Source organism: Bradyrhizobium sp. URHD0069, assembly GCF_000701345.1.
Classification (GTDB): Bacteria; Pseudomonadota; Alphaproteobacteria; order Rhizobiales; family Xanthobacteraceae; genus Bradyrhizobium.
The window spans coordinates 95405-115889 of the sequence record NZ_KL370775.1 but is presented as its reverse complement, the minus strand read 5'-3'; the positions used below and the strand labels follow the sequence as shown (position 1 = coordinate 115889).

The 20485-nt window shown below is 59.4% G+C and carries 19 protein-coding genes; 14 read left to right on the top strand and 5 right to left on the bottom strand.

The genetic code is table 11. The features are described from left to right. Positions 1-177 precede the first annotated feature (177 nt). Positions 178-300, bottom strand: coding sequence for a hypothetical protein (locus N554_RS42795; protein ID WP_256378770.1), 123 nt, complete (start codon positions 298-300; stop codon positions 178-180). A gap of 709 nt (positions 301-1009) precedes the next feature. Here N554_RS42795 and N554_RS0131105 point away from each other — a divergent pair. The 7 genes from N554_RS0131105 (at position 1010) to pncB (ending at position 9904) form a co-directional block, all read left to right on the top strand. Continuing rightward, positions 1010-2599, top strand: coding sequence for an SUMF1/EgtB/PvdO family nonheme iron enzyme (locus N554_RS0131105; RefSeq protein ID WP_029587003.1), 1590 nt, complete (start codon positions 1010-1012; stop codon positions 2597-2599). Positions 2600-2623: 24 nt separating this feature from the next. Beyond that, on the top strand, positions 2624-3049 hold the full coding sequence (locus tag N554_RS0131100) for a DUF4399 domain-containing protein (protein ID WP_029587002.1): 426 nt from the start codon (positions 2624-2626) through the stop codon (positions 3047-3049). A 293-nt stretch (positions 3050-3342) separates the two neighbouring features. Then, positions 3343-4743, top strand: a complete 1401-nt coding sequence (locus tag N554_RS0131095; protein ID WP_029587001.1) for a selenium-binding protein SBP56-related protein — start codon at positions 3343-3345, stop codon at positions 4741-4743. 83 nt (positions 4744-4826) lie between these two features. Beyond that, the gene (locus N554_RS0131090; protein ID WP_245283769.1) at positions 4827-5414 is read left to right on the top strand and encodes a hypothetical protein; all 588 of its coding nucleotides are present in this window, start codon (positions 4827-4829) and stop codon (positions 5412-5414) included. A gap of 84 nt (positions 5415-5498) precedes the next feature. Next, the gene (locus N554_RS0131085) at positions 5499-5711 is read left to right on the top strand and encodes a c-type cytochrome (protein ID WP_029586999.1); all 213 of its coding nucleotides are present in this window, start codon (positions 5499-5501) and stop codon (positions 5709-5711) included. Between the two features lie 116 nt (positions 5712-5827). Then, positions 5828-8479, top strand: a complete 2652-nt coding sequence (locus N554_RS0131080) for a glycosyltransferase (protein ID WP_051677819.1) — start codon at positions 5828-5830, stop codon at positions 8477-8479. Positions 8480-8599: 120 nt separating this feature from the next. Next, positions 8600-9904: a nicotinate phosphoribosyltransferase gene (pncB, locus tag N554_RS0131075; RefSeq protein WP_029586997.1), complete on the top strand. Its 1305-nt coding sequence runs from the start codon at positions 8600-8602 to the stop codon at positions 9902-9904. 81 nt (positions 9905-9985) lie between these two features. On the opposite strand, the gene N554_RS0131070 is transcribed toward pncB, so the two are convergent. From N554_RS0131070 to N554_RS42525, 4 genes are all read right to left on the bottom strand, one after another. After that, the gene (locus N554_RS0131070) at positions 9986-11305 is read right to left on the bottom strand and encodes a TRAP transporter large permease (protein ID WP_029586996.1); all 1320 of its coding nucleotides are present in this window, start codon (positions 11303-11305) and stop codon (positions 9986-9988) included. Then, the gene (locus N554_RS0131065; RefSeq protein ID WP_029586995.1) at positions 11302-11817 is read right to left on the bottom strand and encodes a TRAP transporter small permease; all 516 of its coding nucleotides are present in this window, start codon (positions 11815-11817) and stop codon (positions 11302-11304) included. The genes N554_RS0131070 and N554_RS0131065 overlap by 4 nt, the downstream gene beginning before the upstream one ends. A 78-nt stretch (positions 11818-11895) precedes the next feature. Further along, positions 11896-12894 carry a TRAP transporter substrate-binding protein gene (locus N554_RS0131060; protein WP_029586994.1) on the bottom strand — a complete coding sequence of 333 codons (999 nt, stop codon included), beginning with the start codon at positions 12892-12894 and terminating at the stop codon, positions 11896-11898. 509 nt (positions 12895-13403) lie between these two features. Then, positions 13404-13478: a hypothetical protein gene (locus tag N554_RS42525; RefSeq protein ID WP_245283782.1), complete on the bottom strand. Its 75-nt coding sequence runs from the start codon at positions 13476-13478 to the stop codon at positions 13404-13406. A 589-nt stretch (positions 13479-14067) separates the two neighbouring features. Here N554_RS42525 and N554_RS0131055 point away from each other — a divergent pair. The 7 genes from N554_RS0131055 (at position 14068) to N554_RS0131020 (ending at position 20446) form a co-directional block, all read left to right on the top strand. Further along, on the top strand, positions 14068-14310 hold the full coding sequence (locus N554_RS0131055) for a DUF6894 family protein (RefSeq protein WP_029586993.1): 243 nt from the start codon (positions 14068-14070) through the stop codon (positions 14308-14310). A gap of 529 nt (positions 14311-14839) precedes the next feature. Beyond that, a complete protein-coding gene (locus N554_RS0131050) occupies positions 14840-15253 on the top strand; it encodes a hypothetical protein (RefSeq protein WP_029586992.1) in 414 nt (137 codons plus the stop codon). 472 nt (positions 15254-15725) lie between these two features. Then, the gene (locus tag N554_RS0131045) at positions 15726-16916 is read left to right on the top strand and encodes an NADH-quinone oxidoreductase subunit D (protein WP_029586991.1); all 1191 of its coding nucleotides are present in this window, start codon (positions 15726-15728) and stop codon (positions 16914-16916) included. Positions 16917-17000: 84 nt separating this feature from the next. Beyond that, the gene (locus tag N554_RS0131040) at positions 17001-17324 is read left to right on the top strand and encodes an antibiotic biosynthesis monooxygenase family protein (protein WP_029586990.1); all 324 of its coding nucleotides are present in this window, start codon (positions 17001-17003) and stop codon (positions 17322-17324) included. A gap of 353 nt (positions 17325-17677) precedes the next feature. Continuing rightward, positions 17678-18058, top strand: coding sequence for a YidH family protein (locus N554_RS0131035; RefSeq protein ID WP_029586989.1), 381 nt, complete (start codon positions 17678-17680; stop codon positions 18056-18058). A gap of 31 nt (positions 18059-18089) precedes the next feature. After that, a complete protein-coding gene (locus tag N554_RS0131030) occupies positions 18090-19193 on the top strand; it encodes a sulfite oxidase (RefSeq protein WP_197033819.1) in 1104 nt (367 codons plus the stop codon). A gap of 932 nt (positions 19194-20125) precedes the next feature. Next, positions 20126-20446, top strand: a complete 321-nt coding sequence (locus tag N554_RS0131020) for a hypothetical protein (RefSeq protein WP_029586986.1) — start codon at positions 20126-20128, stop codon at positions 20444-20446. The last annotated feature ends 39 nt before the right edge of the window (positions 20447-20485 follow it).

Below are 20485 nucleotides of genomic sequence, written 5' to 3'. Positions count from 1 at the left end.
TCCCTCCCTACTGCGGGCGGCAGGTGCCGCGACCTACCCGATCAGGTAAGGATCTCGCCTGCGGCGGTTCAAGACCCGTAGGTGCGTCGCCGCGTCGCGCTTCGGCGGATTGATGCTGAATTCCGGCAGGGACAATGCCGACCAGTTTGAACGCCGCAGCAGCACACAGGTCGGAAATCATTCGCGGGTTCGCTCCCGACGGCCCGGCAACACAAACATCTTGAGGTCGGCGAACTTGCTGGCGAGCCCTTCATTGGGTGGTGCGAGGGCCAGCTTGATCGATGAGGCGACGGCGATCATGTTCGCTCAATCCGCCACTTCACGCGGGCTGGCGGCGCGTCGCGGGGGCCGGAGCGCTATCTACCGCCAACCTTTTTCGGCTTGAGACCACCGGAGTTGCGACCGTCTGCCTGGCCTATTTGGACCCAAGCTGCCCAGTTCACATGCCCCGCTCCGTTCGACGCCTTCGTCGTAAAATACCGAACGCGAAAGTCAATCCTGGGTTGTTGGACGAAGGAGATGGACCCCGCCGCGCTGGAACAGCTGCGAGATGCCGCGAGAGCCGATCTGGTCGCCGCGAGTCCAGGCGAAGGTCTCAAACTTTGTATCGAATCCACGGCAGGGGTAATTTGTCGCCATATTACCACGAAGCAAGATGAGGTTTCCGGAAAGTCCGCCGCGTAGGACGGTCCGGATCTGCGCGACGGCCGGGCAGGCAGTTCGAGCGTTTCGTATCGGACATCAGCGGCTTTAACGATTCATTAAATCGGGAACAATCGCCCCACATCGTCCGCATGCTGCGCAGCAACACGCCGCCCTCAAGCAACCGTTACGGAACAGAGAGCCGGGGTTTCGAACCTTTCGGCAGTCAGTCGTGACCCAATAGCTGGATTTCTGCGTGCACTCGGCTGATTTGCCGCGAACCGGCAATATGATAGGCTGCTAGCGCTGGATAGAGGTTGTTTTGCCTACACTGTACTTTTGCAGTTCAAGGAAACCAATCTAAGCCATGGCCGAAATTCGCAACTTCAAATCGGGCAAAAGTGGTGAGCCGCCGCGGGAGATGACGCCGCGTCGTCTTGCTGCGATTGTCGCAGGCGATATCGCGGGCTACAGCCGCCTGATGCAAATTGACGAAGAAGGAACACACGGTCGCGTCAAGCGGATCGAGCGCGATCTCATAGAACCCAGCATAGTAGAGCACCACGGGAAACTCGTTAAAACCACCGGGGACGGCTTCATCGCAATCTTCGACAGTCCCGTCGAAGCCGTCCGGTGCAGCATCGTCATCCAGCAAAATCTGGTTGGCCGCAATGCATCCGTGCCGAAGCATTCTTGGATCGAGTACCGAATTGGTGTCAATCTTGGCGACGTTATTATCGAAACAGATGACGTTTACGGCGATGGTGTCAACATTGCTTCGCGCCTCGAGGGCATTGCCGAGGCCGGCCAAGTTTACATCTCAGGCGGCATTTACGAACAGATAAAGCATAAACTGGTTTGCGGATACGAGTCGCTCGGTGATCGCAAGATCAAGAACATCACCGATCCGGTGAGAGTTTACCGCGTGCTTCCCGACCCAGCCGCCTTGCACAGGCATCGCAGGCGACGCGAGACCATTCTGATCTCGCTGCTGAGCTTGACGCTAATAATCATTGCCGGCGGCATTCTCTGGTACATGCTTTTGCAACCGCGTGGTAGGATAGGGGATCGGGCGTCAGCCCCCGTTTCGCCTCCGACAGCGCCAGCCCCCGCCGCGAAACAAGCCGCGCCGCAGCCGACTCCTACGGCGGCGCCAGCCCAGCAACAAGCGGCGCCTCAGCCTCAACCCCCTCCCGCAGCGAAACAAGGAGCTCCGCTACCGCAATCCGCGCCTTCAGTCGCGCCCGTGACCGCGCCGACGACGCAGCTGGCCTCATCGGTCCGAGAACCCGAGATGAGCCCGCTTCGCGGCGGCAGCTTCGCGATGGGCAGCAATGAAGAAATTTCGGAAAGGCCGGTTCACCAGGTGACGGTCAGGCCTTTTGCTATCAGCAAATTCCCTATCTCGGTGCGGGAATGGAATGAATGCGCTGCCGCAAAAGCATGTGGGTTCACGGCGACCGGCAAGGACGATGCGCCGATCACGAATGTCAGTTGGAGCGATGCCAAGCAATATGTCGCGTGGCTCGCGGAAGCCACGCGAAAGCCATATCGGCTCCCCACCGAAGCCGAATGGGAATATGCGGCGCGCGGAGGCACGCAGACAAAATACTGGTGGGGCGATCAGCTTCAATCCGGCGTGGCCAACTGCAAGAATTGCACCGATATCGCAGCCGTCGAACAACCGATCAAGGTCGGCAGCTTCAAGCCAAATCCGTTTGGACTGTATGACATGGGCGGCGGCGTCGATCAGTGGGTCGAGGATTGCTGGCACAAAAACTACCAGGGCGCTCCGACGGACGGTTCGGCATGGGACGAGGGCCAATGCGGCTCACACGTCATCCGCTCCGGTTCCTGGAGGAGTGACGCGCGCTATGTGCGGCCGTCAAACCGCGACAGTTACGATACCAATGTGCGATATTACACCCACGGATTCCGCGTCGCACTGTCCCCTTGAAAGCGCGCTGAAACAGGACGTGTCATGAAGATAATTCCGTTGATCGCGCTCTCCTTGGCCCTGACCAGTCTTTCATCGGCGGCGTATGCTCAAGGAAAGCCCGCGCCAAAGAATGCCCTTCTCTATTTCGTGTGGCCGCAGAACGGCACCACCATCAAAGGCGGATTTTGGTGCCGCTTTGGTCTGCGTAACATGGGCGTAACCCATGCGGGCGATAGTTACCCAAACAGCGGCCATCACCATTTGCTGATTGATGTGAATGATCCCCTCAATCCCAACGAACCGATCCCACAAGACAAGGCACATCTTCATTTCGGAGCGGGCCAAACCGAGGCGCGCATCGAACTTCCGCCCGGCAAGCATACCCTGCAACTCGTGCTGGGCGACGCCGAGCACTATCCGTTCAACCCTCCGGTCGTGTCAGAAAAAATAACTATCACGATCAAGTAGGATTAACTCGGTTGCGGTTCTCCTTTGAGACCCGAACCGACCTGCAAGGTGAATTCGGCGCGGCGGTCGGCAGCAATGGACCCGACTGCGAGATTTTGGCGTCCAGGTGTGCGATCAGCGGTGACACCGCACGCCGCTCGCACAACGCCGGCAAGATCGCGACGGTAAGAAGAACCGCTCGGCTTGCGTGTGGCGGGGCACTAGCGCGCAAGAGCCGCATGCGGGGGTTCCGTCGTTTTCACCGAGCAGTATTGTTGGTGCAATGGCACGCCAGGCAACAGGGAGGCAGTACGATGACGATGAGGCCCGATCCCACGTTTCACGCATCTCCGAAGCTTGCAATGGAAGCTCCGCCAGAGAGCTTCGCCTACACCTTGCTGCTTAGCCCAGACTTCTCAAAACCCGACGCGCTCGCTGTGATCGATGTGAAGCCAGGCTCGCCGACCTTCAGCCAAATCGTCCACACGGTGACGATGCCCAACAAGGGGGACGAGTTTCACCATTTCGGGTGGAACGCCTGCTCGTCCGCTTTGTGGCCGCTCGCGGGGCATGCATTCGTCGAGCGGCGCTACCTGATAATCCCCGGGATCCGGTCCTCGCGCATTTATGTCGTGGATACGCAACCCGATCCTGCCAAGGCGAAGATTCACAAGATTATCGAGCCTGAGGAAATCCTTAAAAAGACCGGCTACTCGCGGCCGCACACGGTCCACTGCGGGCCGGAAGGGATTTACGTCAGCACGCTCGGTGGCGGCGGCAAGGATGGTACCGATGGGCCGCCCGGCGTCTTCATCATGGACTGCGAGACATTCGATGTGCTGGGACGGTGGGAGATCGATCGCGGCCCCCAGACGCTGCATTATGATTTCTGGTGGAACCTGCCCCGCGACTACATGGTGACGAGCGAATGGGGGTTGCCGCCCCAGTTCGAAAACGGGATCGTGCCGGAAGATCTCCTTTCGAACAAATATGGTCATCGGATCCACTTCTGGGATCTTCGGGCGCGGCGAAACGTCCAGACGATCGATCTCGGCGCCAATCATCAAATGGCACTCGAAGTGCGTCCCGCTCACGATCCCGTTCGCGAGCACGGTTTCCTGGGCGTTGTGGTCGATACCACCAACCTCGAAGGTTCGATCTGGACCTGGTGGCGCGAGGGCGGCAAGTTCCACATCGAGAAGACGGCGACGATCCCACCCGAGCCGGCGCCAAAGGATCGGCTGCCGCCGCTTCTGCAGGGCTTTGGCGCAGTGCCGCCGCTTGTGACCGACATCGACTTGTCGATGGATGACAAATTCCTTTATGTCTCCTGTTGGGGCACCGGCGAGATGCGTCAATATGATGTTACCGATCCGAAAAAGCCGAAGCTCGCGGGGTCGGTGCACATCGGCGGCATTGTACGACGCACGCCTCACCCGAACGGCAAGAGCTATGCGGGCGGCCCGCAGATGGTCGAGATCAGCCGCGACGGCAGACGAGTGTATTGGACCAACTCGCTCTACTCGACATGGGACAACCAATTTTATCCCGAGGGGATGCCGGGTGCCGAGGTCATGGCCAATGCAAATCCGAACGGTGGCCTTGAGCTGTCAAAGGACTACTGGGTAAGCTTCCCCGACGGATACCGCGCGCATCAGATCCGGCTCGAGGGCGGCGACTGTTCGACGGATTCGTTCTGCTATCCCTCGGTTTGAATTTGAGCGGAGCGGGTTGGACACCTGCCTGGCTCTGGCTGGCTGTCATCGCGAGCGGCCTCTACCACGGAGCAAACCCGGGAATGGGGTGGCCGCTCGCCGTTTCCGCCGGGTTGATGGAAAGAAGTTCGCGTGCCCTGGTAGCCGCGCTTTGGCCGCTAGCGGCCGGCCATCTGCTGGCGATGCTGCTGGTGATCCTTCCCTTCGGACTGCTGATCGCCCTCGTCGAATGGCAGCGCCAGATCCAGGTCGGCGCCGGCCTCCTTGTCATCGGGTTCGGTATCTTCCGGCTGGTCGACCGGCGCCATCCACGGGCATTGGCGCGGGTACGACCGACGCAATTGGGTCTTTGGTCCTTCGCCGTGGCAATTGCTCATGGCGCGGGGCTGATGCTTGTGCCGATCTATCTCGGGCTCTGCCGTCAAGCCGATCTCGACAAAGCCCACGAGGCAGCCGGAATCCTCATCAATGCCAATCTCGCAATGGCCGTGGTGGTCTCCGTGGTCCACGCCACCGCGATGATCGCAGCCGGCGGATGCTTGGCGTGGCTGGTTTACCGCTATCTCGGTCTTAAATTCCTATCACGGAGCTGGTTCAATCTGGATACGTCCTGGGCCGCCAGCCTCATTGTGGTGGGGGCTATTGCGCTGGCGCTTAGCCTCGCCGACTAGCCCTCCACATCCGCTCTGCGCTGGCTGTCGGCGTAAGCGGAAGTGACAGGGGCATCGTCAAACTTTGCCGGACACCTGATTCAAATGCTCCTGCACGGTATCGCGTCACCGGTGTCGCGCAACCTCGGCTATATGCCCGCCTTCAACGACAGCATGACCGACGATCAGATCGCGGAGCTTGTGTCTTACCTGAGGCGGCAATTCGCCCCGGACAAGCAGGCCTGGACCGGTGTGCAGGCGGTCGACAGTCAGGTCGGCAACGGATATCGCGCTGGGCTGCTCATCACATTCGGCTGAGCAGCCGATACTAAATGATCTTTTATTTTTTATTCGAGGTTTCGTCCCCACCTCTTCGCTACGCGCATCGGCCTGCCGTCCCAAAAAGGTTTCATGCCCGCGACCCGACCCGCCGAATGAACACGCCGGACCAGATCGCCGGCAGACGGAGCGGCGCTGCCAAGGGCCGCCACCGTGTGATGTCGCTCGGCACTTTTGCCGCGATCGTTAGCTTTATCGCATGCATCCATCTGGCATTCTGGGCGCTGAAGAAGCCCGACACGGCTGCGGATTCGGTTGAAGACAAATTGCCGAGCGTCTCCTACAACCGGTTCGCCCAGAAAACTCCGGCGGGTCCGATCGTACCGGAAGCGCAGATCCGCACCGACCTTGCCGCGATTGCCGCATACGCCGAGTCGGTGCGCACCTACGCCTCGACGCAAGGCCTGGAACGGGTTCCGGAAATCGCGCGAGAACTCGGGCTCACAGTGACGCTCGGGATCTGGCTCGACAAGGACGAAGCGCGAAATGAGCGCGAGATCGCGACCGCGCTCGATCTGGCGCGGCGCTATCGCAACGTCACCCGGCTGGTCGTCGGCAACGAAACGTTCCTGCGGCATGAGCACAGCGCGGCCGAGCTTGCGAAAATCGTCAGGCGCGTAAAGCGGGACAGTCCGGTCCCAGTGGCGACTGCGGATCACTGGAAAACCTTCATCGACCATCCAGAGCTCGTCGATGCCGTGGACGAGGTGTTCGCCCATATCCTTCCCTATTGGGAGGGCATGCCGAAGCAAACCGCACTCGATGGATCGCTCGCGCTCTACGAGCTGTTGCGCGCCAAGTATCCCAGCAAGAAGATCGTGATCGGCGAGTTCGGCTGGCCGAGCGCCGGGCACAATTTCGAGCGCGCGGTGCCCGACCCGGTCAGTCAGGCCGTGCTGCTGCGCAATTTCGTGGCACGCGCCAACGTGCTCGGCATCGATTACAACATCGTCGAGGCGATCGATCAGCCGGAGAAATTGTTCGAGGGCAATGTCGGGCCTTACTGGGGCATCTTCGACGCGTCGCTGCAGCCAAAATTCGCCTGGACTGGACAGCTCGTAGACGCCGATTACTGGAAAGCGGCGCTACTCGCTGTATCGATCGGTCTGTTGCTGTCGATCTCGATCCTGGCGCTTCGCGGTGCGACCGCCGGCCAGGCAACGTTGCTCGCCGCCGCCGACCATTTGGTCGGCCACTGGTGCGCAAGCGTGCTAGTGTATTGGCAGGGCCACTATTTCCTGCATGGCGAGGTGATCACGTTCGCTATCGCGCTGCCGCTGTTGGGCCTGCTCGCGCCAATCGCGCGCTCCCGGTTGAACGAAATGGCGACGGTTGCGCTTGGCCACGAGCCCGCGCGGCTGTTGAACGTGTCATCGTCGGCCCCAGCCGTGTTGACGCCGAAGGTGTCGATCCACATTCCCGCCTACCGGGAGCCGCCCGAGATGCTGTTGCGCACCATCGATTCGGTGGCGCAGCTGGATTATCCGGATTTCGAATGCGTGGTCGTCATCAACAACACGCCCGATCCGGCATTCTGGCGGCCGATCGAGGCACGCTGTCGCGACCTGGGCCCGCGCTTCAAGTTTGTTCGCGTCGAGAACCTTAGGGGATTCAAGGCCGCCGCGCTCCGGCTCGCGATGGCAGAGACTTCTGCCGATGCGCAGATCATCGGCATCATCGACGCCGATTACGTAGTCGATCCAAAATGGCTGAAGGATCTGATCCCCGGTTTCGCCGATTCCAAGGTGGGACTGATCCAGGCGCCGCAGGATCATCGCGATGGCGACCGAAGCGCTATCCACGCCGCCATGAACGCCGAATATGCCGGCTTTTTCGATATCGGCATGGTCGAGCGCAACGAGGTCAACGCCATCATCGTCCACGGCACGATGTGCCTGATCCGCCGAACTGCGCTAGAGGCGGCCGGCGGCTGGTCGAGCGACACGATTTGCGAGGACAGCGATCTGGGACTGACAATCCTGGAGCGCGGCTGGCGTGCCCACTACACCAACCAGCGTTATGGCTGGGGATTGCTGCCACAAGACTATATGGCCTTCAGGACGCAACGGTCGCGCTGGGCCGGCGGCGCGGTGCAGATCGTGAAGAAGCATTGGCGGCAGTTCCTGCCGGGAACGAGCCTGCTCGACCGCGATCAAAAGCGGGAATTCGCTTTCGGCTGGCTGAGCTGGTTCGGGGCCGAAATCATTGCCGTTGCGGCGGCGCTGCTCAATCTGGTCTGGGTACCGTTCGTGGCCTTCAAGATCGTCGCCATCCCGGATCCGCTGCTCACGCTGCCAATCATCTCTGCCTTTATCGTATCGCTCGCCCATTTTGTCTGTGCTTACCGGCTGCGCGTTGCAGTGCCGTACCGCCAGATGTTCGGCGCCATGGTGGTGTTCATGTCGGTTCAGTGGACGGTGGCGAGCGCAGCCTTCAAGGCGGCGCTGCCGGCGCATGGCAACTATTTCCATCGTACCCCGAAGGGCAAGGGGGTCGTGGTCGGCACCCGCATCCTGACGATGCCGGAAACGGTGCTCGGCGCGCTGTTGGTCGCGGGCGCTATCACGATTTTCGCGACCAACTTCTACCGGGTGCTTGAGGCTGACCTATTCGCGACCATCCTGTTGATCCAAAGCCTGCCTTTTCTGTCAGCGGTGGCACTGGTGTGGCTGGAGCGCTTGGGTGAAGGCCGATCGCAAAAACTGGCGGCGGTCCGGCCGGCAGGCCAGAACAAGATGATTTCCTAATGATCGAGGTTGCGCCACGCTGCCTTCGGGCATAACGGGGCCGGAAGGGATATCTCGCTGGCCTGCCATGCCTACCGAAAGCCACTGGTTGCATGGCTTCCGGCGCGATAAAGTTCCAGCATGGCAGTTACAGATATTGCAAGCAGGACCTACAATCACGGCTGGCGGCTCGACCCGATCGTGCGCAGCCTGCTCGATACCGATTTTTACAAGCTGCTGATGCTGCAAATGATTCGGGAGCTTTACCCGGATCAGCGCGTAACGTTCTCGGTTATCAATCGCAGCCGGCACGTGCGTCTCGCCGAAATCATTGATGAGGGAGAGCTTCGCGCCCAGCTCGACCACGCCCGCACCATCCGCTTCACCAAGAAGGAGTTGATATGGCTCGCCGGTAATACGTTCTATGGCAAGACCCAGATGTTTGCGCCTGACTTCATCAGCTGGCTCGCCCCCTTCCGCCTGCCTGAGTATGAGCTTCACAAGGTAGACGGCCAATACGAATTGCATTTCCACGGGCCCTGGACCCACACCACCATGTGGGAGATCCCGGCGCTAGCGATTCTCAATGAGCTGCGCTCGCGCCAGGTGATGAAAGGCCAAGGTCGATTTGCGCTCGATGTGCTTTATGCCCGCGCCAAGGCCAAGCTCTGGAGCAAAGTCGAGCGCCTGCGCAAGCTGGAAGGACTTCGTCTTTCCGATTTCGGCACGCGGCGGCGCCATGGATTCCTGTGGCAGCGCTGGTGCGTTGAGGCCGTCAAGGAAGGCCTCGGACCGTCCTTCACCGGCACCTCCAATGTCCTGCTGGCGATGGACAATGATCTGGAAGCGACCGGCACCAACGCGCATGAACTGCCGATGGTGGCCGCGGCGCTGGCGAACGACGATACCGAACTTCGCTGGGCGCCGTACCGCATCCTCGATCAGTGGCGCCATACCTATGGCGGCAATCTTCTGATCGCCCTGCCCGACGCTTTCGGCACTAAATCATTCCTGCGGGATGCGCCGGAATGGGTGGCCGACTGGACCGGCTTTCGGCCGGACAGCGCACCGCCGATCGCGGCAGGCGAGGAAATCATCAAATGGTGGAAGCAAAAGGGCCGCGATCCCAAGGAGAAGCTGCTGGTTTTTTCCGACGGCATGGATGTCGGATCGATCGAGGAGACCTACCGCCATTTTGCCGGCCGCGTCAGGATCAGCTTTGGCTGGGGCACCAACCTGACCAATGATTTCGTCGGATGCGCGCCGGACGGCTCCGTCGATCTCGATCCGATCTCGATCGTTTGCAAGGTGACGTCGGTCGACGGCCGACCAGCGGTAAAACTGTCGGACAACCCGGAAAAAGCCACCGGCAGCCCGTCCGAGGCGGAGCGTTATCTGCGGGTATTTGGCAATGCCGGCCGTGTTCGCACCGCCGTGCAAGTGTGAGGCGGCGGCTGTAGCAGGCGGCACTGTCCGCAGCTCATGCGCCTTGCTTAGAACAGCGTATCTGAATGCAGCGCGTTGCAGCTATTTCAACATCTCCGGAACGATCAGGCGCGGCAGGAAAAGTGACACGTTCGGCCAGATGATGACCGCCGCCAGCACGATCAACATCGGCACCAACATGACGATCGTGTCCTTGAGCGCAAAACGCAGCCGCACGCCGGCGATCGAGCACGCGATCATGAGACACAACCCGTACGGCGGCGTCACTAGTCCGAACGCCAGCGAGACGATCGAGATGATCGCGAATTGCACGGGATGAAGATCGACCGCTCTCGCCAGCGGCTCGAGCACGGTGCCAACAATCACGATCGCCGGAATGGCGTCGAGGAAGCAGCCGACGACCAAAAAGCAGAACGCGATGAAGAAGCCCGCCGCGATCGGCCCCATGCCCCAGGTCGAGACATTGGCCAAGAGTGCCTCTGGAATCTTGTAGTAGGCCAACAACCAGCCGAATGCGCTTGCGGTGCCGACGCAGAACAGCGCGACCCCGGCCAGGCGCCCGGTGTCGAGCAAGGCTCTGTACAGCTCCTTCCGGCCCGTTTCGCGGTAGAAGAAGGCGGACAACGCAACAGAATAGAGCACCGCGACGCAAGCGGACTCGGTCGCGGTAAACCAGCCGAGCAGGATGCCGCCGACGATGATGAACGGCGTCATCAGCGCTGGCAGCGAGCGCCAGATCGCGCAGCGCATCTCTACCCAGTTTGATTTTGGATAGGTCGGATAGCCGCGGCGGACCGCATAGACGTGCACCGTCAGCATCTGCGCGCCGGCGATCAGCAATCCGGGCACGATGCCCGCCAGATACATGGCGGCGATCGATGTCGAGATCAGCCCGCCCCACACGATCATCAGAATCGAGGGCGGGATAATGACCGCAAGCACCGCCGACACCGCCGTAATGGCAATGGAGAACGAGAGGTCGTAACCCTCCTTGGTTTGAGCATCGATGAAGATTTTCGATTGGCTTGCCGCGTCCGCCGTCGAGGAACCCGAGATACCGGCGAAGAACACCGAAAGCACGACATTGATCTGCGCCAGCGATCCCGGCCAATGCCCTACCATCGAGCGGGAAAGCGCAACCAGCCGGTCCGTGATGCCACCGATGCTCATCAGGTTCGCCGTCAACAGGAAGAACGGCACCGACAGCAGGATGAAGGAATTATAGGCGTTGAAGGTTTCCTGCGCGAGCATCATCATCGACAGATGCGGCTCGATCAGCAGGATCGGCAGGCATGCGAGCCCGAGCGCGAAAGCGACCGGCACGCGCACGATCAGCAGTGCGATGAAAGCACCAAACAAAACCAGCGCCGCCTGTCCCGGGGAAAGAACGCCACCGCTCATCGGTTAACCCCGAACAAGATCCGCGCTTCATCGAAAATCTGTTCGCCCGCGAACACGATCCAGGTAAAGCCTGCTACCGGCCATGCGACGTGAATGAGCCAAAGCGGCAGGTCGGCCAGCTCCGAGGTTCGATTCCAGGCAAACCGCGTGAACTCGATACCCGCCCACACAAACACCAGCGCCATCGCCAGCACGCCAAGACGCGCCACGATCCGCACCGCGGCCTCAGGCCGCCGCGACAGGTTTGGCCATACGTCGACTTCAAAATGCTGCGCCTCCCTGACGCCGATCATCGCGCCGATCATGATGGTCCACACGAACAGGAAACGTGCCATCTCCTCGGTCCAGATGTAAGACGGGATGAACGGGGTGTAACGCGAGATGACTTGGAGGGTGACGGGAATAACCAGGACGCCGACGCAGACCGCGAGCAGGATCTCCAGCAATTTGGCGTAAGCGGCCGTCACTCGGCGCCACAGCGACGGGTTGGATGGCAGTGGTATGTCGGTCATCGGGGCTCCGCGCGGATAATAGCCGTCAACCGGGCAAGCGGAGCCTGCCCCGAAATCTCGTCCATCGACGTTGCAGTGTTAAGCGACGTTGATTTTTTCAAAGATGCCCTCAGCGCCGATTTCCTTGGCGTATGAGGCGATCACGGGATCAGCGAGCTTCTTCATGGCGTCGCGCTCCTCAAACGGTACGCGCTTGAGCTTGCCTGCCTTCTCCAGTGCATCCAGCTTGATGACTTCTTCACTCGATTCGAGTTGACGGCCGAAATCGCCGGCCTCCTTGCCGGCCTTGAAGATTGCGTCCTGCAACTCCTTGGGCAAGGTCTTGAGTGTTTTCACCGAGAAGCATATCGGCCGGATCGACACCGCATGCTGCGTCAGGCTGAGGTGCGGCGCGACTTCGTAGAACTTCATCGCCTCGACGCCGGCCGCCTCGTTCTCGCCGGCCGCGATCACGCCATTCTGGATGGCGTTGTAGACCTCATTATAGGCGATGACCGTCGGGCTCATGCCGGCGGCGGCAAACGTCTTCGACCAGATCGGAGCGCCCTGCACGCGCACCTTGAGGCCCTTGATATCGGCCAGGCTTCTGAGCGGCTTGTTGGCGAAGATGTTGCGGATGCCGCCGCCCGCATAGCCGATCAGCACCACCTCGGCTTTGGTTGCGACTTCGTCGGCGATTGGCGCCAGAATGTTCTGCTGGACGACCTTGTTCATGTGGTCGATGCCCTTGAACACAAACGGGGCATCGATGAACGGAGCCGCCTTGGCGAAGGTCGACATATGGGCCGGAGAGACGATGCCGTAATCGACTGCCTTGCCCTGCGACATGTACTCGAAATACTGCTTCTCGAGACCGAGCGACGAGTTCTTGTGCAGCTTAAAATTGACGGGTTTGCCGTAGTATTTTTGGACCAGCTCTTCGAACCTGACGAGCGCCTTGGTGAAGGCGTGATCGTCGTTGAACTGCACGGCACCGTTCAGCGTGATGGTCCCCTGTGCCCTGACGACCGATGGCATGCCAATCACGCCAGCGGCCGCTGTTGCACCCAGCCCGGCGAGTACGGATCTTCGCTTCATGGCGTCCCCTCCTGTGATACCCATCCCTTGTTGGGATTTTGGGCGTTCGCGACTGATGGCAGCCGCTGCTGCAGTGCGGCTGCCGACTCAAAGCGTATGCAAAAGCTGACCGCTATGGAAGCCAATTATGAATTGCGGCAATCGGAAACGCCTGGTTGGCGCATTTGCTGTCGTCAAATCCGGCGCCAGACCGCCGCAACCCAAGCGGGAGGGGCCCAAGAGAGCGGGCAGCTCTCGTGCCAACGCCAATGTGCGTTTGGGACCCGAACCAACATTCGCCGGCATCAGTGCGGAACCATAGCAAAAGCTTGATCGATCATCTTGCTGCGCATGGGCGCTGTAGCGGCTTCATGACGCGGTCGGATAGACTGGGCGTCAGGTTTGTCTCGGCAGCGGGTCTCCGCTTGGCCCGGTTGCGACAGCACCAAGAAGTCTGGCGTGCTGGGATTTGATAGCATCATAGCACTCGCAAGCTGCTTCTCTCAGTCCTTCGACATCCAGAATCTGAATCATGCCGCGCGAGTATTGATCAGTCCGGCTCGCTGTGGGGACTGTTCCAGGGCTGTCACACTTGTGCGCCGCACGCCCAGCAAGTTCGCAAGAAACTCTTGCGTGAATGGCAAGCGGCTGTTTGCTGGGCTTGGGCGTATACCGTCTGCTCATGGCTCATCAGCCTGGATAGCAGGGTTTCGCTCCGCATGGCCGTGCGCTTGAAAGCACCTGCACGGCAGACCAGGCATCACCGGATATCTAAACCACCGCCCTCCTTGGCGAGACTTTGCCGTCCAATGCACATGAAATTTCGACCAGCGAAATAACCGACTGCAACGGAAAGTATACGGACTCCACTCGATCTGCCTGATCGAAGAGAACTGTCTTTTGCGTGAGATGTAGGTTGCGAAGATGCGGCTTGAGAATCGACAGGTCGCCCAAGGAAAATGAAGAGACTAAAACAGCTCAGCATCAAACGCACCCTTCCATCAAGGCGGGAGCGCTTTGCTCGTCACCGACGGCTGACGACACCACTCGTAAGTCGGATGGTAGACATAATTCTACTGAAAGGTCCGTCCGCAACCGCACATAAGGAAGATAAATCACGCGAAGAGGAACCTGATCTTCAATGGCGTATTTCCAACACGCTCTTTGAATACTTAGCCTGTCAAGGTGAGTTGGATGGCCAGATATTTCTTCAACTATCAAACCGGTGACAAAACGGCGCATGACTTCGAGGGCGTGGATTTGCCCAGCCTTGAAGAGGCACGAATCGAAGCACTTCGTGCGGCACGAGAGGTTGTGAGCGAGTGCGTTAAAGCCGGAAGGGACGATTTGCCGGATTGCATCGTGATCACCAGCGGCGATGGACGGGAACTTGCGGTGGTTCCACTGAGAGACGTCCTGCCGCCTGCTTTGAGGTAAGCGGTATCGTCCCTCGCCTGAGGCTGGTTACCGTTGGCAACGATGCCGGCACTCGGTGATCCCGAGATACACGCCCGCTGCCCTCCCGCGAGATGGGTTTGCCGGGACTTCAACAACTCGAGCGGCACCGGCTACTAGATCCGTAGCTTACTTTGAGGCCATGAGAGATGGCAGCCGTTGGCATGTCGCATGCGGCTGCCGATTGCGAAGCGCTTTCCGAACGACAACGAGCTATGGTCCGCTCGGTGAATTTGTGGCGCGCCGGCCACTGCCGATGCTCAAGTCGATCAGCCGACAACAATTGGCGATGAATCGCGCTGCTTCGTTGTGCGTATTCACTGAGTGCATATTCAATGGGCGGCGAGCACATTGCCAATTCGATTTGATGCGCCCGGCTTGCTCGATGCCAGCAGCGCGGATTTCGACCGACGCGCCGCGGCACGTAGGCGGCTTTTTTCGACGGTATCGCAACTAAATAGGTCGGCAAGGGTTCATTGTTGGCTGGGTGGCGATTTATGGGAGGGTATCCATGTGCGATTACAGCTTGCATGCGGTCGCAAATCGTCCCGCTGAGGTAGCGGAGACATTGGTTTCGACCAAATTCCAGTCTACGGGGACTCGGGGATTTGCGAGTCCGGACAATCCGAACGTCGCGGTCTGCCTTCGTCCAGGGACCGAGATCGCATTCGAGAACGATGTTCAAACTGACGGCATGTTCTTTCGTAAAAAAATCGGAGATCGACTGGCACGATTTCGCCAAATAGACCTCGACAAGCCGTCGCAACATCACGACGCGTTGGAATTCTCAAACGGTGCAATCGTTCTTGTCACTAACCTCACCGCCGGGCAAAGGGCGATCGTACTGCAATTGCCTGCAAGCCCGATCGGCGAAAGGCCTGAGGTGCGCAAAGCTGCCGCACGGCACCAGGCCGCTGACATCTGACGGGCTTTTCCCGGACCCGGGCGGGCGGCTTTTTAGGCCAATATCGGAGAAAGCCGTTGTGGATTTCCAAATCTGGCGACGGCTTGCTTCGGACCACTGTCGATAGAGTCCTGTGTAGGAACGTACGCTTCGGAACGCTCCGCTAAGGCGTTCCGTTGGACGTCCGGATTTGTTGTCTTTCCACACCCACCCGGGGTCATTGGCATGTCGAGATATCCTCGGCGAATCCGGCGCAATTTAATCCCGACCGGGTGACACTCCGCGACTTCCGCTATGGCCTTGTTCACGAGAACGGCCCTATTTCTCACCCCGCCGCCAATCCATGATTGCCTCGCCAGCGAAGAATTCCACGCCGGCATATTCCTCCCCGTCCTTGGTCCTGGACGGGCACAAAAACGTCATTGGTCGGCGCATTCGCGGAACAGGACAGGTTACCAAGCGTTCAGGCTCCAGCAAAGCGGAAGAGGCCCAAATGGTCGAAGCTGCGCTCCGCAACTTTACGATCAATTTTGGACCGCAGCACCCAGCGGCACACGGGGTGTTGCGCCTCGTCCTGGAACTCGACGGTGAGGTGGTCCGGCGCGTCGATCCTCATATCGGCCTGCTTCATCGCGGCACCGAAAAGCTGATCGAGCATAAGACCTACCTGCAGGCGCTGCCATACTTCGACCGGCTCGACTATGTCGCGCCGATGAACCAGGAACATTCGTTCTGTCTAGCGACCGAAAAGCTGCTTGGGATCGCGGTCCCCCGACGAGGCCAACTCATCCGCGTGCTCTATTGCGAGATCGGGAGGCTTCTTTCCCACCTGCTCAACGTTACCACCCAGGCGATGGATGTTGGCGCCCTGACGCCGCCGCTATGGGGCTTTGAAGAGCGGGAAAAGCTCATGGTATTCTATGAGCGCGCCTCGGGCGCACGCATGCATGCCAATTACTTTCGTGTCGGCGGCGTGCACCAGGATCTGCCGCCCGGACTGCTGGACGATATCCAGGCGTTCTGCGATCCCTTCTTGAAGGTGTGCGACGACCTTGAAGGCTTGTTGACCGACAATCGCATTTTCAAACAGCGCAACGTCGATATCGGCGTGGTCACGCTCGCCGATGCATGGGCATGGGGATTTTCGGGCGTCATGGTGCGCGGCTCCGGCGCGGCGTGGGACCTGCGCAAAGCGCAGCCCTACGAGTGCTACCCCGAGTTTGATTTCGACATCCCCGTTGGCAAGCACGGCGACTGTTACGATCGCTACCTCGTGCGCATGGAGGAGATGCGTCAGTCGGTGCGCATCATGAAACAATGCATCGAAAAACTTCGGCAGGCCGAAGGACAGGGGCCGGTAGCCACCAGAAATCACAAGATTGTTCCGCCGCGACGCGGTGAAATGAAGCGTTCGATGGAAGCACTCATCGAACACTTCAAGCTGTACACCGAAGGCCACCGCGTTCCGGCCGGTGAGGTCTATGCCGCTGTCGAGGCGCCAAAAGGGGAATTCGGCGTCTATCTCGTCTCCGACGGGACCAACCGGCCCTACAAGTGCAAGATCCGGGCCCCCTCGTTCGCGCATCTTTCGGCGATGGACTTTTTGACGCGCGGCCACATGCTGGCCGACGTTTCCGCCATCATCGGATCGCTCGACATCGTGTTCGGTGAGATCGATCGATGAGCACGGGGACTTCAGACACGGAAACGCCAGGAAGCGTTCCGCGCCGCTACGTTGCAGCGCGGACTTTAAGAAAGGAGTGACTCCATGCCCCACATTCAGACAGCCAATCAGATGGTTACGCAGATCACTGTCATTGAGGCAGAGCCGGAAAAGCAGAATGAGGCACTATCACTGATGGCAGAGCGAGCACGTTTCATGGCGCGCCAGCCGGGCTTTGTCTCAATCAGCCTTCATCGAAGCCTCGACGGTCGGCGCATCATCAACTACATCCAATGGCAAAACCGCGAACTCCTACAGTCCGCCCACCAATCGCCGGACTTTCGCAAGGCTTGGGGTAAGTTTGACGATCTGACCGATCAAATCGATCCCCATCTCTACGAAGTTGCCCAGGTTCTGGACGCTCGCTGAGTATCTTGCACTCGCATGAAAAGCGCAACGTGCCCAGCGATCGCGTTGTGTCGCGTCACGCTTTACTGCTATTGATTATCAGCATTTTTCTGCCGGATACGGCCGCGTTTCCTCGTGCCCGCAATACTCCCTATCGTTGCGGGCATGCGCTGGCAGCGGCCGGACGTCCATGAGGTAGTTAAGTAACGTCCTCACCGGGCCTCGTTCTGAGTACTGCATCAGTTGCAAACTCCATATCTGCATAATGCAACGCAAGCATCGAAAGCGATTTGAAGCGGACAGCAAGAATGAATCTCTTTTTAGTCGATTTGGTCGGCGCGGCACTCCATGATCGTGGTGGGAGGAGAGATCCAATGATCGCTAACTACACCGATCACGCGGCGAACAAGCGAGCCTTTCTTGCCTGGATAGGCACCGGCTTGCCCGTGGTCGCATTCGGTTTTTTTCTCATCGAGCTGAACGTCCTTGTTGATGCGGTGGGCGGGAGCCTACCCCGCCTTCCTGTAAAAGACGCCGGCGCGTTCGTAGGGATCGCGGCGCATTATGCGGGGCTGGCAATGGTGGCGATTGAAATCGTCATCATCGCACGAAGCAGCGTCGGCTTTGAGCGCACGCGCCGTGCGATTGATCGCGATGAGGTTATCCAGATCCCGCAGTCCCGCGCGACGTCACTACTTTCGGCGGCACTCGCGATCGCCGTGGTGATTTTCTGCATCTATCTCGCAATGCTTTGACCCAGTCCGAATCGCGACAGGAGGAGAACCCGTGGATACAAGAACCGAAAATTGGTCCGGCACAGCTGTGCACCCCGTTGGCCTGATTATTCGGCAAAAAGACCCGAATAATCTCGAAATGCCATTCGATCAGCTCGGCGATTTTATCACACCGGCCGAGCTGTTCTACATACGCAGTCATTTCCCCACGCCGGAGCTGGATCCTGTCACCCATCGGCTGTCGATAGGTGGCGCGGTGCAGCGGGAATTAGGGCTGAGCTACGCGGATATCCGCGCCATGCCTTCGAGGACATGCGTCGCCACATTGGAATGCGCCGGCAACGGCCGGGTATTCCTGGTTCCGCCAGCGCCAGGCGCTCAATGGGAACTGGGTGCGGTCGGCAATGCCGAATGGACTGGTGTTCCGCTTTCCGTGCTGCTGGAAAGCGCGGGACTGGCCGATGACGTGTGCGAAATCGTGTTGGAGGGCGCTGATCGCGGTATACCAAAGGAGGAGCCGAAGCCGCCGGGTCCAATCTCCTATGTCCGTAGCATTCCGAGGACGAAGGCGATGGAGTCCAATGTGCTGATCGCCTACCAGATGAACGGGCGAGATTTGACGCCTGATCATGGCTATCCACTGCGTGCCATCGTGCCGGGGCATTACGGCATGGCGTCGGTAAAGTGGCTGACCAACGTCGTTGCGACCACACAACCCTTCCAGGGCTACTGGCAGACGTCCGACTACGGCTATTGGGACGACTCCGAGGGTACACCTGTGCGCCGGCCGCTCGCGGAGATGAAACTGAAGTCGCAGATCGCACGCCCCCGTGTGTACGAGAGGCTCGAACCCGATCGCCCCTGCACCATTTTCGGTGCAGCCTGGGCTGGGGACACCGATGTCACCGAGATCTGGATCAGCCTCGATGGCGGCGTCTCGTGGGTTCAAGGCAATTTTCTCGACCCGATATGCCGACACGCATGGCGCCGCTGGAAATACGATTGGATCACGCCGGCGCAACCGGGCCGCTATACGCTGTTGGCGCGCGCGACGGGAGCAGACCAATGTACCCAGCCGGACGGTCACAATCCAAATTTCGGCAGCTATGTGATCGATCACCCCTTACCAATTGAGGTTTTTGTAGCTGCGCCTTGAATTGCGGCGTTCAAGCCGGACCGTGGATCGTCCGGATTCTTGTCCTTCTCCCCCGCGCCGCCTTCCGGCGATGGATACCGGCACTTCGCTTTGGCCGGTTGCCGCTTGCGGGACTTTGCCGCTTTCAGAAGCCGCGCCGGCGATACTTGAGTGGTCCCGGTTCCCTCAAGCTTATTGGATCGCAGTATTTGAACGCTTCTGCCACTTGGCTGTCGCATTAATATTCGGAAGGAATTGCCATCTCCAGCCGGATAGGCGCCGCGCGCTGATCGATACGTTACTTGCGGAGATCATGGCCAGATGCGGCCGGCCGCGGACGAACAGAGCAGTGGACCGCTCAATTTCGGCCTCGGTATCGCGGATTTGATCTCGTTCACGCTGCGGTCTCCCTATATCCAAATTGTAGCGTGCGGAGTGCGCACGACGTCAGCAGATCTTCTTACGATTGAAGACTTGACGGCGAGGATTATCCGCGCAGTGCAGGAAGCGCCGCATCACGCTGACGTGTCTGATCGGCTGCGCGGCCGCCGAACGCGTGTTGCAACCTTTTCGATGCCGGTCATCTAACGAGGACAAGATGAGAAAACTCATCATAATGACCGCAATATTTGTATTGGCCGGGCTCTCTACCGGTTATGCGCGCGGCGGCATGCACGGTCATGGTGCAGGTGGCTTGATGGCCCCAGCAAATCCGACCGTCCCACCTTCACTGACCCCAGATACACGTCTCGTCGGAGGCGCGCCTCTTCCACCACATCAACAACCAAGGTCGGACAATAACGCTTCGCCGAACATCTCGCTCAAACCCGATCCGAAAGACGCGGCCCTTGATCGAATGATTGGAAACATCTGCCGGGGCTGTTGAATGCAAGTCGATCTGTCTTGTGCGGCGCGAATGAGCCTGGATTACGTCACGCAGCCTGGAGAACAACATGCTGATCCACATACCGATCATTATCCTGACTTCCCTGCATCCCATGGCTATCGCGGACGCCGTACCGAAATTCGATATTGCGCGGGAGTGCCAGGGCGAAGGCGGCACGAACGAGATGCAAAAAAGGTGCGCGGCCGATGAGACGCAAGCGCGCGACCAACTCCAAACGGAATGGATACAATTTGGTCCGAGCGCTAAAGCCCAGTGCAACAAAGTAACCAGCATGGACGGCACGCCCAGCTATGTCGAATTCCTGACATGCCTCGAAATGGAGAGAGATGTGAGCACCGAGAGGGAGGCGAACAAAACGTCGAAGTAACGTTCGCGATCATGGATCGCCAACCCCGCGCAAGACCCC